15 protein-coding genes are annotated in these 16,706 nt (G+C 38.4%); 9 read left to right on the forward strand and 6 right to left on the reverse strand.

What is annotated here, in order from left to right:
* Positions 1-335 precede the first annotated feature (335 nt).
* Positions 336-1,622: an aromatic amino acid transport family protein gene (locus Q0976_RS04025; protein WP_299491238.1), complete on the reverse strand. Its 1,287-nt coding sequence runs from the start codon at positions 1,620-1,622 to the stop codon at positions 336-338.
* A 352-nt stretch (positions 1,623-1,974) separates the two neighbouring features.
* On the opposite strand from Q0976_RS04025, the gene yjjX reads away from it, so the two are divergent.
* Complete coding sequence (gene yjjX, locus Q0976_RS04030) at positions 1,975-2,523, forward strand: inosine/xanthosine triphosphatase (protein ID WP_299491473.1); 549 nt, start codon at positions 1,975-1,977, stop codon at positions 2,521-2,523.
* A 93-nt stretch (positions 2,524-2,616) separates the two neighbouring features.
* Here yjjX and Q0976_RS04035 read toward each other — a convergent pair whose 3' ends face one another.
* The gene (locus Q0976_RS04035; protein WP_299491239.1) at positions 2,617-3,237 is read right to left on the reverse strand and encodes a hypothetical protein; all 621 of its coding nucleotides are present in this window, start codon (positions 3,235-3,237) and stop codon (positions 2,617-2,619) included.
* Between the two features lie 114 nt (positions 3,238-3,351).
* On the opposite strand from Q0976_RS04035, the gene Q0976_RS04040 reads away from it, so the two are divergent.
* From Q0976_RS04040 to Q0976_RS04050, 3 genes are all read left to right on the forward strand, one after another.
* A complete protein-coding gene (locus Q0976_RS04040) occupies positions 3,352-4,386 on the forward strand; it encodes an aldo/keto reductase (RefSeq protein WP_299491240.1) in 1,035 nt (344 codons plus the stop codon).
* 105 nt (positions 4,387-4,491) lie between these two features.
* Positions 4,492-5,703: a cysteine desulfurase gene (locus tag Q0976_RS04045; RefSeq protein WP_299491241.1), complete on the forward strand. Its 1,212-nt coding sequence runs from the start codon at positions 4,492-4,494 to the stop codon at positions 5,701-5,703.
* Between the two features lie 5 nt (positions 5,704-5,708).
* Positions 5,709-6,164: a SufE family protein gene (locus Q0976_RS04050; protein WP_299491243.1), complete on the forward strand. Its 456-nt coding sequence runs from the start codon at positions 5,709-5,711 to the stop codon at positions 6,162-6,164.
* A 14-nt stretch (positions 6,165-6,178) separates the two neighbouring features.
* On the opposite strand, the gene Q0976_RS04055 is transcribed toward Q0976_RS04050, so the two are convergent.
* The 3 genes from Q0976_RS04055 to Q0976_RS04065 form a co-directional block, all read right to left on the reverse strand.
* The gene (locus Q0976_RS04055; RefSeq protein ID WP_299491245.1) at positions 6,179-7,033 is read right to left on the reverse strand and encodes an alpha/beta hydrolase; all 855 of its coding nucleotides are present in this window, start codon (positions 7,031-7,033) and stop codon (positions 6,179-6,181) included.
* 133 nt (positions 7,034-7,166) lie between these two features.
* Positions 7,167-7,496, reverse strand: a complete 330-nt coding sequence (locus Q0976_RS04060) for a hypothetical protein (protein ID WP_299491246.1) — start codon at positions 7,494-7,496, stop codon at positions 7,167-7,169.
* Between the two features lie 400 nt (positions 7,497-7,896).
* Entirely contained in the window at positions 7,897-8,436 is a 540-nt protein-coding gene (locus Q0976_RS04065; RefSeq protein WP_299491248.1) for a hypothetical protein, read from the reverse strand.
* A 222-nt stretch (positions 8,437-8,658) separates the two neighbouring features.
* Here Q0976_RS04065 and Q0976_RS04070 point away from each other — a divergent pair, with 222 nt between their 5' ends.
* From Q0976_RS04070 to Q0976_RS04080, 3 genes are all read left to right on the forward strand, one after another.
* Positions 8,659-9,015 carry a NirD/YgiW/YdeI family stress tolerance protein gene (locus Q0976_RS04070; protein ID WP_299491250.1) on the forward strand — a complete coding sequence of 119 codons (357 nt, stop codon included), beginning with the start codon at positions 8,659-8,661 and terminating at the stop codon, positions 9,013-9,015.
* A 177-nt stretch (positions 9,016-9,192) separates the two neighbouring features.
* Complete coding sequence (locus Q0976_RS04075) at positions 9,193-10,197, forward strand: cytochrome c peroxidase (RefSeq protein ID WP_299491252.1); 1,005 nt, start codon at positions 9,193-9,195, stop codon at positions 10,195-10,197.
* Entirely contained in the window at positions 10,197-13,028 is a 2,832-nt protein-coding gene (locus Q0976_RS04080; protein ID WP_299491254.1) for a PAS domain-containing hybrid sensor histidine kinase/response regulator, read from the forward strand. Before Q0976_RS04075 ends, Q0976_RS04080 begins: the two co-directional genes overlap by 1 nt.
* Positions 13,029-13,033: 5 nt before the next feature.
* Here Q0976_RS04080 and Q0976_RS04085 read toward each other — a convergent pair whose 3' ends face one another.
* Positions 13,034-13,993 carry an NAD(P)/FAD-dependent oxidoreductase gene (locus Q0976_RS04085; protein ID WP_299491256.1) on the reverse strand — a complete coding sequence of 320 codons (960 nt, stop codon included), beginning with the start codon at positions 13,991-13,993 and terminating at the stop codon, positions 13,034-13,036.
* Between the two features lie 167 nt (positions 13,994-14,160).
* Between Q0976_RS04085 and Q0976_RS04090 the strand changes: the two genes are divergently transcribed.
* Positions 14,161-15,510 carry a TolC family protein gene (locus tag Q0976_RS04090; RefSeq protein ID WP_299491258.1) on the forward strand — a complete coding sequence of 450 codons (1,350 nt, stop codon included), beginning with the start codon at positions 14,161-14,163 and terminating at the stop codon, positions 15,508-15,510.
* Positions 15,507-16,706, forward strand: coding sequence for an efflux RND transporter periplasmic adaptor subunit (locus Q0976_RS04095; protein WP_299491261.1), 1,200 nt, complete (start codon positions 15,507-15,509; stop codon positions 16,704-16,706). The genes Q0976_RS04090 and Q0976_RS04095 overlap by 4 nt, the downstream gene beginning before the upstream one ends.

Here is a 16,706-nt window from a genome sequence, read left to right on the forward strand (position 1 = left end):
CATCCCTGTGAATTACTTTTAAAATTGATGATAAGCCAAGGGTAATTGAACATTCCTTAAGACCAGTGAACCTCAAATTATCGATAAATAACACTCCCTTATAAAAAAATAACCCATTGGGACTAGCTCTTTTGTACTAGTTGAGTTTAGTGCTTATGTCGATAGAATGCTGATTGTTGACAGTAAGGATTAATTAAAGCGGAAATAATAGAATATAGAAGGAAGATTTATTGATGCCAGTAGAAATCACTTTTCCATTCTTATAAATAAGCAATCAATGTGATAATTAAGCCATTACGACATGGGCGCATATGGCTTAATTAAATGAAACTGAATTAAAATAAACCTAATAAAATAGCCGTAATAGAAAGTAAACCAGCCAATATAACAAACAGATTACTCAGACGTCCCCTGTAAGCTTTTAAGGCGGGAACCTTATAAATAGCATACATAGGCATTAAATATAAAATAGCCGCAATCACTGGCCCACCCAAAGATTCTATCATCCCCAGAATGCTCGGATTAAGGATAGCCACCCCCCAACAGGTCAAAAACATAAAACCAATAATAAATTTATCAATTTTTGGTGTCGCCACTGTTGAAGCATCCAATTTCATTTGTTTTGTAATCAATCCTTTTAACCCTTCTCTTGCTCCCATATAATGACCAAAAAAAGATGATATAATAGCCACAAAAGCAATTATAGGGCCGAAATAGCTCACAAAGTCACTTTGATGCATATTCGCTAAATAAGAAAGAATAGGTAAATTATGCGCCTTAGCTTCCACAAGCTGAGCTGGGGACAATGACAGCACGCAAGAAAAAACAAACAACATAACAAATCCCACCAACATCAAGGTGGTATTACGTAAAATCACATCAGCTTTATTCGCCGCATGCTCTCCATGATCGCGCTTTAAGGACACCGAAAATTGCGAAATAGCAGGTGAGTGATTAAATGCAAAAATCAATACTGGAATTGTTAACCAAACGGTACTCAAAAAGTCTCCTGTCGAAGGCACGCTCATCAGAGCATCAAGCTTCCAATCAGGAATAAGATAAAGAGACATAAACGCTAATATAGCCACTAAGGGATAAACAAGCAGCTGAGTGACCTTCAACATAAATTGCTCACCCGCCATCATCACAGACATCATGCCCACAATAAGTGTACCTGATAGCAACCATCGAGGTGGTGAACTAAAGCCCAATTGATGGACCATAAAACTATCGACCGTATTTGTGATCCCCACTGCATAAATTAGCACAATAGGATAAATAGCCAAAAAATAAAGTAACGTGATAGCCCTTCCCGCTCCGTCGCCAAAATGCTCAGTCACAACTTCTGTAATATCACTGTTTTTTTTAGTCGATGAACAAACAAAACGCGATAAACCACGGTGGGCTAGATAAGTCATAGGACCAATTAAAATTGCCATTAATAATAGAGGCCAAAAGCCCCCCATTCCAGCATTTATCGGTAAAAATAAAATCCCAGCGCCGACAGCTGTGCCAAATAAACTCAACATCCATGTTGTATCTTTTGCAGTCCACGCGACCGAACTCACCCTATCTTGTGTACTTATCAGTACATCTTGATTCTCTACCTGTTCTTTTTGCATCCATCCACACCTTGTAAAAAAACTTAAACACAGTATTCATACGTTGATATTTTATCTGTATATTCGCTGAATAAGCGATCGAGGGTATACTAATGAATCCTTCAAAAGAAGAAATAAGTCGAATTTTCCCTCAACAATTGTTATCAAACAAACATTAACCAAACAACAAACATGAAAAACAATAACTAACAAACTGACAAACACATACTTAAAAACAAAAAAAGCACAACTTAAACAAGAAGAACACATGGTTATTTTACATAAACAACCTATTAACATGACAAAGTAAAATAATATGGTTATTTTTAAATAAAAATATAACTTTCAAACAGTTAGATTGGAGTACTAAATAATAATGGACAATCACCTCAATATCATCGTTGGCTCAACCAATCCTATTAAAATCAATGCTGCTCAGACCACCATTGCCACATTCTACCCAAATGCCAGCATTCAATGTCAGGGTATGCAAGCCCCATCGTTAGTCCCTGAACAGCCCATGACCGCTGAAGAGACCAAACAAGGTGCTATCAATAGAGTGAAGTACTGCCAGTCACGACATGAAGCAGATTTTTACTTTGCCATGGAGGGCGGAGTCGACTTATTTGAGCAAGGCCCTGCAACTTTTGCTTATTTAGCCATTGCCACAAAAAACCAACTGTCCATCGGCAGAAGTGCTTCATTACCTCTTCCCATAGCGGTTTATCAAGCACTAAAACAAGGTGAAGAATTAGGACATGTCATGGATAGACTATTTAACACTAAGAATATTAAGCAACAAGGTGGTGCAATAGGGCTACTCACCCAGCATAAAGCCACAAGAGAAAGCACTTATACTCAAGGTTTGATCTTGGCTATGGCCCCCATTTTAAACCCAGCACTCTTTGAACATCATCCATAATATGAGATGCTGTGGAGCGCTAATGTGAACTCCAGCCTAAATTCAACCTTAACAATAAAAAAAAGCCTTCATCATAAGGTAGGATGATAATATTCACATTGCGGCCTGAATAGCCAACTTCACCCCTTCGATACACGTATGCAAAGACATACTGGGTTGGCCAAGATATTCAGGTAACGTCGCTTTTTCAGGTAACATCGGTAGATTTAACCAACCAACAGGTGTCGATAATTGATGAATGGAAAGGTAATGTAACACACCATAAAAAACATGATTACCATATAACGTCCCGTTTGAATTTGAAATATCAGCGGGAACCCCATTGCTTCTCATCATTTTGACCATAGTATTAAGAGGTAATGAGCTCATGTAGGCAACGGGACCAGACTTAGCTGTAAATGCATTATCCTCATTTAAGTCACTGGTATCAATCATGCTATGAGCTTTCATGTCATTAAAATTATGAGCAATACGCTCAAGCGTTATGATATTAGCCCCAATATATTCCCCCATCATAAGCACCACATCGGGCTTGAATTCGGTCATTGCCATACACACAGCATCAACTGAATCAAAAAATGTTTCCTTTATTAAACGAGAATAAATACGAATTTTCCCTTGTTGTAAACCATGTAAGGTATCAACAACAGATTGGGCTGAATAAGTATATCGAGGTGCATGTGCTTCAAAACCTATCAGTAGTACTTTCTTCATCACATTTTCCAGTTTTATGGAGTCAAGTTCTCACATCCTATCCACCTTAATGAGTCTAGCCATAAAAACCAAAGCTTGATAACTTTAAGTCATAACAATGCAATGGAACTTTTTATGGAATATCGTCGCCTATCTCATTCTAATTTACTTGTCAGCCAGTTATGCCTTGGCACTATGACCTGGGGAAAGCAAAATTCTCAACGAGACGCATTTGAGCAATTAGATTTTGCTATTAATCATGGCATCAACTTCATCAATACTAGTGATATGGCTCAAGCCTCATTTGAACGAAGTCATCACGGAGAAAGTGAACGAATACTTGGCCAATATCTTAAACAAAAAGGGAAGCGGCATGATTTAATTATCGCCAGCAAAACCATTGCACCGCTAGAAAATAATCATCACAGTCCCCCGTTAAATTGGCAAAACATTCATCAATCTGTTGATGACTCACTGCAAAGATTACAAATTGATGCTATCGATCTTTACCAAGTCCATTGGCCAGACAGAAACTGTAATATCCATGGACAATTTTCCTACCAGCAACAGGATGAACATGAGAAACTCACTCCCATTATTGATACCTTAGAAGCTCTATCTGATTTAGTTGATGCAGGGAAAATTCGCTATATCGGTGTATCAAATGAAACAGCTTGGGGGTTAATGAAATATTTACAACTAGCCGAAAAACATGAATTACATAAAATAATCAGTATCCAAAATCCTTATAACTTACTCAATCGAAGTTTCGATATTAGCATGTCAGAAATCAGTCATAGGGAAAACCTACCTTTATTAGCCTATTCTCCACTCGCTTTTGGTGTACTAACAGGAAAATACCTCAACAACCCAACCCCCAAAAATACCCGCTTAAACTTGTTTAAACAATATAATCGATATAGTCATCACCAGATAGCCATCCAAGCTACCCAAGCCTATGTCGATCTTGCTCACAGCTTTTCTCTCACCCCCACTCAAATGGCGCTCGCCTTTGTTAATTCACAGCCTTTCGTCGCCAGTAATATTATAGGGGCAACACAGCTATCTCAGTTAGAAAGCAATATTGATAGCCTTCGATACACAATCACACCAGAATTAATGCAAGCAATTGATGAAACAAACCAAACCTATCGCATTCCTTGCCTATAATGACAATTAGTGTTCCGTTTAATAAAATGCAGCTTGCATTCGGTCAGCAGATCTTAGAAGATCGGTTTTGCTGACTCATTCACGAACACTTTTTGGACTGCATTAATGGATTTTACCCAAGTGCGCACTCAGTTTCCTACACTGGCACAAACGCTCAATGACTACCCTTTGTGTTATCTCGATACCGCTGCAACCAGCCACAAACCTCAGCAAGTATTAGACGCTATGACACAGTTTTATTTAAAAACCAATGCCAATGTGCATCGAGCAGCGCATCAATTATCCAGTCAAGCTACACGTGAATATGAAGCCGTACGTGAGCAAGTTAGGCGCTTTATTCACGCAAAGCGCAGAGAAGAAGTCATTTTTACTCATGGAACAACAGAAGCTATTAACATGGTGGCCCACGGTCTCAAAAAAGACTTAAAATCTGGGCAAATTATTCTCATCGATAGCCTAGCTCATCACGCCAATATTGTTCCTTGGCAAGTCATCGCCCAAGAAACCGGAGCCATGATAAAACCAATACCGTTAGCAGCAGACGGAAGACTAGATCTGTTAGCTTATGAGACATTATTACTTGAAAAACCTGCCATTGTTGCCCTTAGCCATGTCTCTAATGCACTCGGGATCCTCAACCCCATACAGGAGCTGATTCAAAAAGCGAAAACCGTTGGGGCAATAACCGTCATCGATGGTGCCCAAGCCGTAGCACACCTTGATATTGATGTTCAGCAACTTGAATGTGATTTTTATGCCTTTTCCGGCCATAAAATGTATGGCCCAACGGGTATTGGCATCCTCTATGGTCGCTTTAAAGCACTCGATTCTCTCACTCCATTAATCACAGGCGGAGAAATGATCCAATCCGTCAGTTTTGAAAAAACAGAATTTAATGTGCTGCCCAATCGATTAGAAGCTGGAACCCCCCCTATCGCAGAAGTCATTGGATTAGGTGAAGCAATCACATTCCTCACTCACATACCTCAAACCATACGCGCAGAACATGAAAGTGCTTTATTACATTACTTACAACAACAGCTCGCTAACCTCCCAGATATCGTTCTTTATGGAGTCCATAAGGATAATATTGGCGCCGTTGCTTTTAATGTATATGGTGAGCATCATCAAGATGTTGGCACTTTACTCGATCAACAAGCCATTGCTATCCGCTGTGGGCACCACTGCGCAATGCCATTAATGCAAACCTTAAATATTAAAGGTTGCTGTCGAGCCTCCATTGGGATTTATACGAACAAGCAAGATATTGATAATTTTGTTGATGGACTAAAAATGGTTAAAGACATTTTACTTTAACCGCCATGCAAAACATACTAACAGAGGCTTATGTGACCCCCGATCTATTCACCCCCCTATCATTCAATACCGAGCAAGTATTAAGCCGCTTCACACAAGCAAGAAATTGGCAAGAACGTTATCGGCAATTGATGTTACTGGGAAAGCAACTCCCTAAGCTTGCATCAGAATACCATATACCCAATGCACAAGTGCAAGGATGTGAAAGTAATGCATGGCTCTATCATTATGAAAAAAAAGGTACTCATTTCTATACAGGAGACAGTGATGCCAGAATAGTAAGAGGACTGATTGTGTTATTGCTTATCGCATACAATGATAAAACGACAACAGAAATTAATGCATTTGATCATACCCACTATTTTGAAGAGCTTGGGTTAAGTGGCCAGTTGAGCCCTTCTCGAAGTAATGGATTGCATGCGTTAATTAATGCTATAAAAGACTTTGCTAACACTGCTTAAAAATATTAAATCGGTTAATAAGACTGAATAAAATCATGTAAAACAGCATTAAACCTCAATGGATTTTCAAGAAACATAAAATGCTTACCTCCCTCACTCTCTTCAAAATAAACAAGTTTAGATTGAGGGAGCTGCTCTGCGATCCATCGTTGAGACCGCCAGGCAGTAAGACTTGCTCGACCAGAAACAACTAAACTCGGTAATTTCACCCTCGCAAAAATATCACGCCAATCTTGATGATAATTGCTATAAAAAAGTTGCGCGGCTTGAGGAAGGGGTAACTTAAGCCTAGATTGAATAATACGTTGGCGCTTATCAGGACAAATATTAGATGACAACATACAATTCAATACGGTTTTTCGGTAGTTATTGCCTTGCTCCCCTTTAATCACATTCATCACATCCATCACATTAATAGGATCCACCAAAGGCCCAAAATTATGCATTTCTTGAGGGGACCAAATAGGATTTGAAACCAACATCGATGGCATATCAATAATAACCAACTTAGATAATAATCCATCACCAAATAAATCCCAATAACACAACATAACAGCAGAGCCCATAGCGTGGCCCACCAGAACAACATCATTTAATCCTAATAAAGATAGTAATTCATGAAGATCTTTTGCCAATCGTGGGATCCGATATCCGTATTCAACCTTTTCAGATAAGCCATGTCCTCGCATATCCAGTGCGATAACGCGATAATATTGATGTAGCGCTTCAATTTGATATTTAAACTCTTCGATACTTTGAGACCAAGCAGGTAGCATCACAATGGGCAGTCCACTTCCCAAGTCGATATAGTGTAACTTTACATTATCTTGAGTATAAAAATATTGGCTTATTAAGGACTGAGAAGCCATGACAAATACCTCAAACAATCAATATAATAAAAGGAACAAGCCCACCATCATAATAAAATATATTTTGTTTGTACTCATTAATAGTTATGAAATATATAATACAATCACCCTAAATACAGATCATTGCAAAATGTTACCTCATGCCGTGGATCACTATAACCTGATCATTATAATCACAAGAATAAGATAATAACTCATCAATTTCCGATAATGCCCAATTAGCATGAGAATGAAGATGATAGCCATTAGCCGATTCATAACCTAAAGCCGCATGAATATGAAATTTAATACCTTGAATACGGTTATTTACCGCTTCATTATAAATATTTCTATCTAAAAAATTGGTGACAAATAGCTCAGTCGCTGAAAAAATCGCCGCCTTTTCATAATCACTTTCGGCATCTCTAGCAAGCAAACATAAGTTTTTTAATTGTTTAGTGAATTGATTTGGGATCTTCATCATGACTCCATTTACCAAAAAATAAAACCGTTAATAAACTAATAACCAAGCTATCATAGATTTTTAATTAGGGGAATTGCTCTCATTAGAGTAAACACATCTCTGGAGATAATTGTTAACCATAAAACCAAATAGAAATCTGCCTTTTCTATTTATTTATAAAGTTAGCAACAAAGTCATTGAGCGCTATATCAATAAATAATGTTCTTTATATCTTAATATACAAGGAGTTTGACAAGAAAAAATGGGAATAATAATATAAAAGTGGTTTTTCTTCTTTTAAGTAACACTTATCTATCAATAACAACTAAATTTAACAAAATATCAACCAAAAAGAATATTACTAGATCTAGTATATAGGTACTTGTTAACATTAATATTTAAAATAATATAACGTTAAATCTTATCGATATATCATTGTACGAGATAGCTTTTCCTCCCAAGCCCATGCAAGTGATAATTCAAAATGGCTTAATGACTCCCCTCCTTCAGGAAATTCATCAATAAAAGGGGTCATAATAATCCCCATCCAAGGAAGTTCTGGTTTAATCACATCTGGAGGCCGATGATAAATGGCATGATAACAGTCCGCTAACTCATTCCAATATAAAGTATCATTCCCCTTAAAAACGATGAAAAATACCATCAACGTCGCTAAGTTATTTCCATTAAATGGCTTTCCTTTCACATGAGGGCCCATAGGTGCATATAAAGTTCCTTTTAATGCATCTCCTACTCTATGGCATTGAAACTGTAAATGGGAAAGCTTAAGATCGGTTACTGGCATAGGTTGTTGACGCGCTATAGATAAATTGAGTCCTCTTTTAGCCGCATCAATAGCATTTCGAGGACATTCAAATCGATTATAACATTCACTCATCCCTGAATGAAAAACCACCTTTTCAATAGCAGTTTTATGTTTACATTGATTAAAAACGGACATCTTTCACCACCAATATAAAACTTCCTTGAGCTTAAATCATAGTTTACTACCGCATTTATGTGAAATCGCGCCTCTACCTAAGTGAAATAAAGGCCACTCGTTTCGCTTGAGTATATTTGTGCATTTATTGGCATTCTCTACTATGTCCATCTATTGTTGTTTATTGTACACATACTCCCCTTTCTTTATGTTCAAGAATAGAAGTCAATATAAGGAATGAATATGAAAAAGTCATTATTATGCCTCTTACTAATTATCTCCAGTTCTACATTCGCAATAACAGCATTCGCTGATTCAGGCGGGTTTGTTGGACCAGCCAAAGACAGTATTACTAACGTAAAAGATGCACTAGCTGCACCTGATGATGCCCAAGTAACATTAACAGGTTACATAACCAGCTCATTAGGTGATGAAAAATATCATTTTCAAGATGATACTGGAGAAATGGTCGTCGATATTGACGATGATGATTGGAATGGGCTGAAAGTCACGCCAAAAACACAAGTGATTATACAAGGAGAAGTAGATACAGACGGTACCAATGTGAAAATAGATGTCGACACGATTACAGCCCAATAAGTTGAGCAATATGCCAATTAAGGTTGTTCACTCTCAATGTCTTTTATATATAAAAAGACATTGAGAGCAATCTGGCGATTATAGCCACTGTTCTATATCCATAATAAAGAATCACAAAGAAACACTAAATATGTTCTAAAATAAAACTAGCATTGATGAAACCAAGGATGCCATTCAATGAAAGTCGATTACAGGTGGGTAATTGCACTATCAATCGTTCTCGGATTTAGCCTTTATCTGTATATCACTTTTAGAGAGCCACTAATTAGTGCGCCTCAACAACCTTCTACACCTAACTTTAATCAAGCTATTACACCTATTCCTGTATCAAACATCCAACCTGAAGATAAAAATAAATTACAGCTGGGTTTACGTTTATTTCTTGACCCTCGCTTATCCTCAAACAATTTAATCAGCTGCGCTTCTTGCCACAACCTTTTCACTAATGGAGCTGAAACCACCAAAGTATCAACTGGTGTACTCGGTAAAGGTAATCGAAATTCACCGACTGTATTTAACATCGCCTTTAACACTCGATTTTTTTGGGATGGCCGCGCATCTAGTTTACATGAACAAATAGACGGCCCTGTCCACCATCCACTTGAAATGAATAGTAATTGGAAAGATATTAGCCAAATGATTCAAGCAGATAAAAGCTATCAAACGGCCTTCAACCAAGAATATAACGGCAAGATTAATGAACAAACCATAAAAGATGCGCTCATTAGTTTTATGCAAGTACTCAATACACCCGATGCCGATTTTGATCGATATTTATTGGGCAATCCACAAGCCATGTCACAAACCGCCATTAATGGCTGGGTGAAATTTCAAAATTTAGGTTGTATTTACTGTCATCAAGGACAAAATATCGGAGGAAATATTTTTCAAAAGTTCGGTCATGTGGAATCTATTCACCTCAATCCTGATGATTTAGGACGCTTTGCCATTACTCAAGAAGAAAGCGATAAAAATGTCTTTCGCGTACCCAGCTTACGAAATGTGGCAATCACCCCCCCCTATTTCCATGATGGTAGAGCAGCGACATTAGAAGAGGCCATTATTCTCATGGCAAAAGCGCAATTAGGTCAAGATCTCGATCCCATTACTGTGCTGGAACTCTCCGCCTTTCTTCATGCACTCAGTGCCCCTCTTCCTCCAGCATTAAAGGCGTTACAATAATGACCACACATCAATACCGTGTCGCTAGTGGGCTTCTTATTACTGCCAGTACTTTACTTTTACTGAGTCTTTCATTGTTAGTGACTAAAACACATCTTATTCAACAATACCACCATGCTTATGTTGACTTAACCCATCAAGTTCTCTCTGTCAGAGATGCGGTATTTAAATTTAAAGTTGGCGATCAAAAAAACTATGACCTTATCTCACAAAAGCTGCTTCAATCAGAACTACAAGTGACTCAAATTGATACCAGTCTTTCCAATCAAAAACTGAACATGATTGCCCTTTTTCTCATAGGCGGGCAATCCGTTGAACGTGGAAGTCAGCGCTTAACCACAGCTATTTCACAACTGATAACAGAACTTGAAACATTATTAAGGCTAATGATTTCACAAGAATATTCCAGCCATACCATCACTTTATTACAACAAAAATTATTAAACAATAACCCGACAACCCAAGAAAAAATACACATTTTATCTTTGCTTAATAGTACAGAGAATACACAGTTCCACTCACCTACTTTAAGTGATGATAACGCCTATATTAGCCTTAAAAACCATCTTAAGCTGGCTAATAACGTTAACCTCAATATAGAACAAAAAAATATCAGTATTCTGAATAATCAAGTTCGTCACTTACTTGAAAATAACACCTTTTTATGGCTAGAAAAAACTGAAAATACTAAGCAAGCTATTTTCATATCATTGCTTTTATTAACCCTATCGTTATTCAGTTATTACGCTTTACAATTTAAATTAAGAGCCCAAAAAGAGCTCAATATTCAACAAACATTAGCCAAAGTAGAAAAAGAGAAACACCAATTAGCCCTCGTTGCGGAGCATGCCCAAGATGCAATTATTATCACCAACGAACAAGGAAAAGTGACTTGGGTTAATCAAGCTTTTACGGCTTTATCTGGCTATTCACTTAATGAGATGCTCAATAAAAAACCTGGCGAAATATTACAAGGCAGTGAAACGGACAAAGAAGACATAAACAAAATTAGCCAAGCCATCAAACAAATCAAGCCTGTCAAAGCAGAAATCATTAACTACCATAAAAATGGTTCACCCTATTGGATAGATATCGCTATCACGCCCATTTTAAGTGCTGAAAATCAGTTAATTAAGTATATTGCAGTGGAAAGAGATTGTAGCGATAGAAAAAAAATGCAAACAGAACTCGCTCACGCAGTCAAAACTGCCGATGCCTCAAGTGCTGCAAAATCCACTTTTTTAGCCACCATGAGTCACGAGCTCAGGACCCCTCTAAATGGTATTTTAGGCATGGCGCAAATTGTCGAATCGAATTTAACTGAGCCCACTCAACGAAAACAGCTGCAGATATTACTTGAATCAGGTAATCACCTCACCGCGCTCTTAAATGATATTCTCGACTTTTCAAAAATAGAACAAAATAAATTGGAATTAGACAGTGAATTATTCAGCTTTAACAATGTTATTGACCCCATTATTAGCACTTATGGTCCCATATGCGATGAAAAAAATATAAAATTTATACTAAATAATGATATTGATGAAAATCAAGCATTTGAAGGAGATAAGGCTAGGATCCGCCAAGTGATTTATAACTTGCTCAGTAATTCCGTGAAGTTCACTCATGAAGGCAGCGTCACCCTTAGCTTCAAGAAAACCCAACAACATGATATTGAAGGAGTCTGTATTACATTATCAGACACAGGTATTGGCATTAGACAGGAACGACTTGACACTATTTTTAATCCATTTATCCAAGCAGAATCGTCAACAACTCGCCAATATGGTGGTACCGGATTAGGTCTTTCTATCGTAAAACAGTTAGTCGAGCTCATGCAGGGGAATGTAACTATAGACAGTGAAATCGGTAAAGGCACCACATTTACTCTCTTTATCGGACTAAAGCAATCAGATAAAGCACTCAGTGAACCAAAGCAGCAACAAGCATTAATAAGAGATTTACCAAAAAATCTCGTGATACTTATTGCAGAGGACAATAAAATCAATGCATTAGTGGCTAAAACCTTCTGTCAACGGCTCGGGCATAATGCCACAATTGCCAATAACGGACTCGAAGCCGTTAACCTTTTAAGAGACAATCACTTTGATCTCATTATTATGGATAACCACATGCCTGAAATGGATGGAATTGAAGCAACAACCGCCATTCGACAAGAGTTAAAAATAACCACCCCCATTTTTGCCTGTACAGCCGATGTTTTTCAAGAAGCACACGATAAGTTCATTGAAGCAGGCGCTAATCATGTACTCACAAAACCATTGCAAGAGCAAAGCTTTATGGATGCATTACATCAACATGCTGGACTAATCGCCCACCATGATGAACCGACGGCAGCGCAATCTAGTCATCCCATCCTCAACGACAATACTGAGACTCCATCAGAAACAGCCCATATCATCGTCTTATCTCGCCATATAAAAAGTGAACTCAATCTCACTGAAGCGGAAATCAAACTCAATCACTTACAGAGCCTTGCTCAAAAACAGCATCTAGAATTAAACAGCTTAATTAACGCTTTTCAAAACAGTGCTGAATCGATGATTTCAGAAATAATACAAGCATCAGAAAGCAAAGATATACATAAAATATATCTCATCAGTCAAGATATACACTCGCTCGCAACAGAATACAAATTAAAACGCATCATCAAACAAATCAAAAATTTATTATCAGATCCCTTTGAGCAAACATTACCCGCACTTGAACCGATGCAACATTTAATTAATTTACTTGAAGTCAACATACATCAAGCGCGGCGTTTCATTATCAAATCATCAGATAAACAAAATAAAAATAATGAAGCATGAATAACTTAAGCTACATCATCCACTTGCATAGATAAAACGTGATCAATAGCAAAGCCTGCCGCATTACCGCTATGAATAGCATGACTCACTTTTTGTAGCAAGGTCACCATATCACCAACCGCATAAATTCCTGCTTTAGAGGTTTGATAGTTCTCATTAACTTGAACTAATCCTTCTTGAGTAATCGCTAAACCTAATTGCATTAGCAAGGCTTCATTATTAAGATGAAAGGGTAAATGAATAAACAACCCCCGCCGACGAATACGCTCACCCGTTGCTAAATGTAACTCTATATGATCGCCAACATCTCCTGTTATTTTCACAATTTCACTGGTATTAATAGCCACATCTAAGCGAGCTAATTCTGCCAATTCTTCATCACTCAGCATCACTTTATTTTCTGTTAATAACAATACATCCCCAGTCCATTTATTAATGATTTTAGCCATCATATAAGCCTCCTCATTAGGACTGTAAATCGCAACCGGTAACCCTTTTATTCCATAAGCAATGCAATAAGGACAATGAAAAATATGTTCAGGCCAAAAAGTCTCAATCCCCTCAATTTGCGGTAAAATATCTTTAACACCACTTGCAAATGCCACCTGCTTAGCAGCCACTTCTATATTTGTTTTTTGCGCATCAAATTTACTGTAAGCAACGGTAAAACCGGTTTTTTCATTGCCGCTGACTAATGTCACCGTGCCATGACATAAAGTAACATGCTCAAATGACAACAATTCTGCTTTTGCATCTTCTAACAATGAACAGGGCTCTGTTTCATTTCGCCCGATTAAGTTGTACATGATATGGCTTTGTTCATTGCGTGGAGAATAGGCATCAACAATTAATACCCTACGCATTGCATTGCCTAAAAATAATCCTAAACTCAAACCGCTAAAACTGCCCCCAACAATCACAACATCATACTGTTCACTGTGTATTTTTTCTGCTGTAACATTCATATTTATTCATCCCCCTTACATTGGCAAGTCCATATCACTTAAGCTCCCTGTAAAACTGACATCATAAACATAGCTTGAACCAGATTATTTTTCCTCCCCCCTTTAACCCAGCCTTAACCCCCCATTGTGTACTCTACTGAGAGATAATTGTAGGAGAAACTGACCTTATGCTTAAGAAAAGCCATTCTAAGCTACTAATAAAATTGCTATTAATGATAAGTATCACAAGCTGTAGTGCTCAAAAAGCATCAGATTATCAATCACAAGCAATTGATTCTCGAGAGCAAATAAAGCCTTGGCAATACAGTCAAAATAACGCAGAAAAAGTCTCCGATTTAACTGAGCTCATCAATATACCAGAACTCACACGCTTCATTGATCAAGCCATGAAGCATAATCCCAGTGTGCAACAAACCGCCATTGCATTACAAATTGCCTATGCACAAAGAGGCATAGAAACCAGCGAGAGTTTACCTCAAGCTTCACTCAATAGTACCAGCAGTAAAAATGAGGGAAGCAATACCAGCTATGGCAATGAACTCAACATCAGCTGGGAAGTGGATTTATGGCAAAAAATCAGTGATAGCATCAAGGGGGCTGAAATGGATATCGCCAGCTCAAAAGCAAATCTACAAGCCGCACAAGATGCACTCGCTGCCAATATTATGCGAACTTGGTTACAGATTAATTTACAGCAGCAACTCATCAAAATAGAACAGCAAAGACTGACCTCTCTCGAACACAATGAAACGTTTATTATTGAACGCTATCGCTCAGGGCTTGGCAGTTTAGAAGATTTGGATGATGCTAAAAGTTCAAGTGCAAGTACACGGGCCACACTGGCTGAATATAATGAACTCTATGCCCAATATCAGCGTACAATGTGGCAATTACTCGGTCAAGATACCGCCCCCGCCGATATCACTATCAATGCTGAATTTCCAGCGGTATTACAACCTTTAGCCAGTCTTCCCAATCAAGACTTAAGCAGGCGCCCCGATCTTCAAAGCGCTTATTACACCATTTACGCCGAACAGTACCGTTCAAGTGCTGCTTACAAGGCATTATTACCTTCTATTAATTTAAGTGCACAACTCACAGGCAACGCCCTTTTTAATAGCCCTGCATGGACACTACTGAGTCAACTTACCGCGCCTTTATTTGAAGGCGGGAAGCTCAGAGCCCAAGCCGATATTGCTGAGCTGACAGCCGAAAAAGCCTATTGGAGCTATAAAGAAACCCTCCTTAACGCTGTTAATGAAGTTGATAATGCCTTAGGACAAGAACAATCTTTATCTCGTCAGCAAGGCCATATTGATGATGCACTAAAAAGTGCTAATCGCAGTTTTGCAAATTATCAAACAAAATATCGCCAAGGATTAGTCAATATCATTGATTTACTTTCCGTTCAACAGCAAACATTCGACCTTCAATCTCAACTCACTCAACTTATCTACAACAGACTGGTCAACCGCATCGACTTAGGGCTTGCATTAGGCTTAGGGATCTCGAAATGAAACACAAAAAACAAACTATTTTCATTACCTTAATAGCAGTACTGTGTATTGCTGGAGCAATCACTTATACCCAAGCCAAAAAAGCCAATTACCTCAAAAATAGCCAGTCAATGAGTCAGCCCACTGCTGTTGCGGCTCCTGAGGTTGAGATCCTTAATGTCAGTGCACAGACATATCAAGCTCAAATCATAGGATATGGCGAGGCTAAAGCACGCAACACACTCACACTAACCACTGAAGTGAGTGGCCAAGTTGAAACCTTATCGTCACAGTTTGAAACCGGCAAACAAATTGAACAAGGCGCATTACTCACATCGTTAAATGACACCACATACCAACAAGCTGTAACAGATGCAAAAATGGCTGTGGCCGATGCCAAAGTGGCACTACTTGAAGAAGAGCGTCAAGGCCAACAAGCCCAATTAGAGTGGAAAAATTCAGGGATGGCAGGTAAACCAGACTCCTCTTTAGTATTGCGTCACCCTCAACTTATCGCGGCTCAAGCTAGTCTTGATGATGCACAAAGACAACTGAAAACCGCTGAGCGTGATCTGCAAAAAACCCATATTACCGCGCCTTTTGATGCACTGATCGTATCTAGAGACATACAACCTGGAAGCTACCTGACTGTAGGGAGCACTGTGAGCACGCTTTATAGCACAGATAGAATCGAGATCAGTATTCCTTTATCTGAACATCAATGGCAAAGCCTGCCTAACATCAATAATATGCCCCCAAAAACATGGCCTGTCACTTTACGAAATACACAAGGCAGTGAGCAATGGCAAGGTTACGTACAACGTGTTGAGCAACATTTAGATCCCACCAGCAGACAACGTTCATTGATTGTCGCCGTTGACTCTCCACTAGAACAAACACCCGCCCTGTTTCCAGGCACATTCCTTACAGCGGTAATACAGGGAGTAGCCTTAAAAAATATTTGGGAAATCCCCGCTTCTGCCCTCTCTCAAAGCGGTGAAGTTTGGTATGTAGACAATCAGAATAACCTGCTTAATTTTAAAGCTAATAAACTGTTTGAAATAAAGAACAAAGTCTATATCACTCCCATTGACGATATGAAAAATGCACAAATAGTCATTCGCCCACTCAATAATTATCTTGTGGGTATGCATATGACTCCCACACACACCAACGCAGCACAACTATTAGCAAAAACAGCACAGGAGGAACAATAA

This window comes from uncultured Shewanella sp. (assembly GCF_947501665.1).
GTDB lineage: Bacteria > Pseudomonadota > Gammaproteobacteria > Enterobacterales > Shewanellaceae > Shewanella.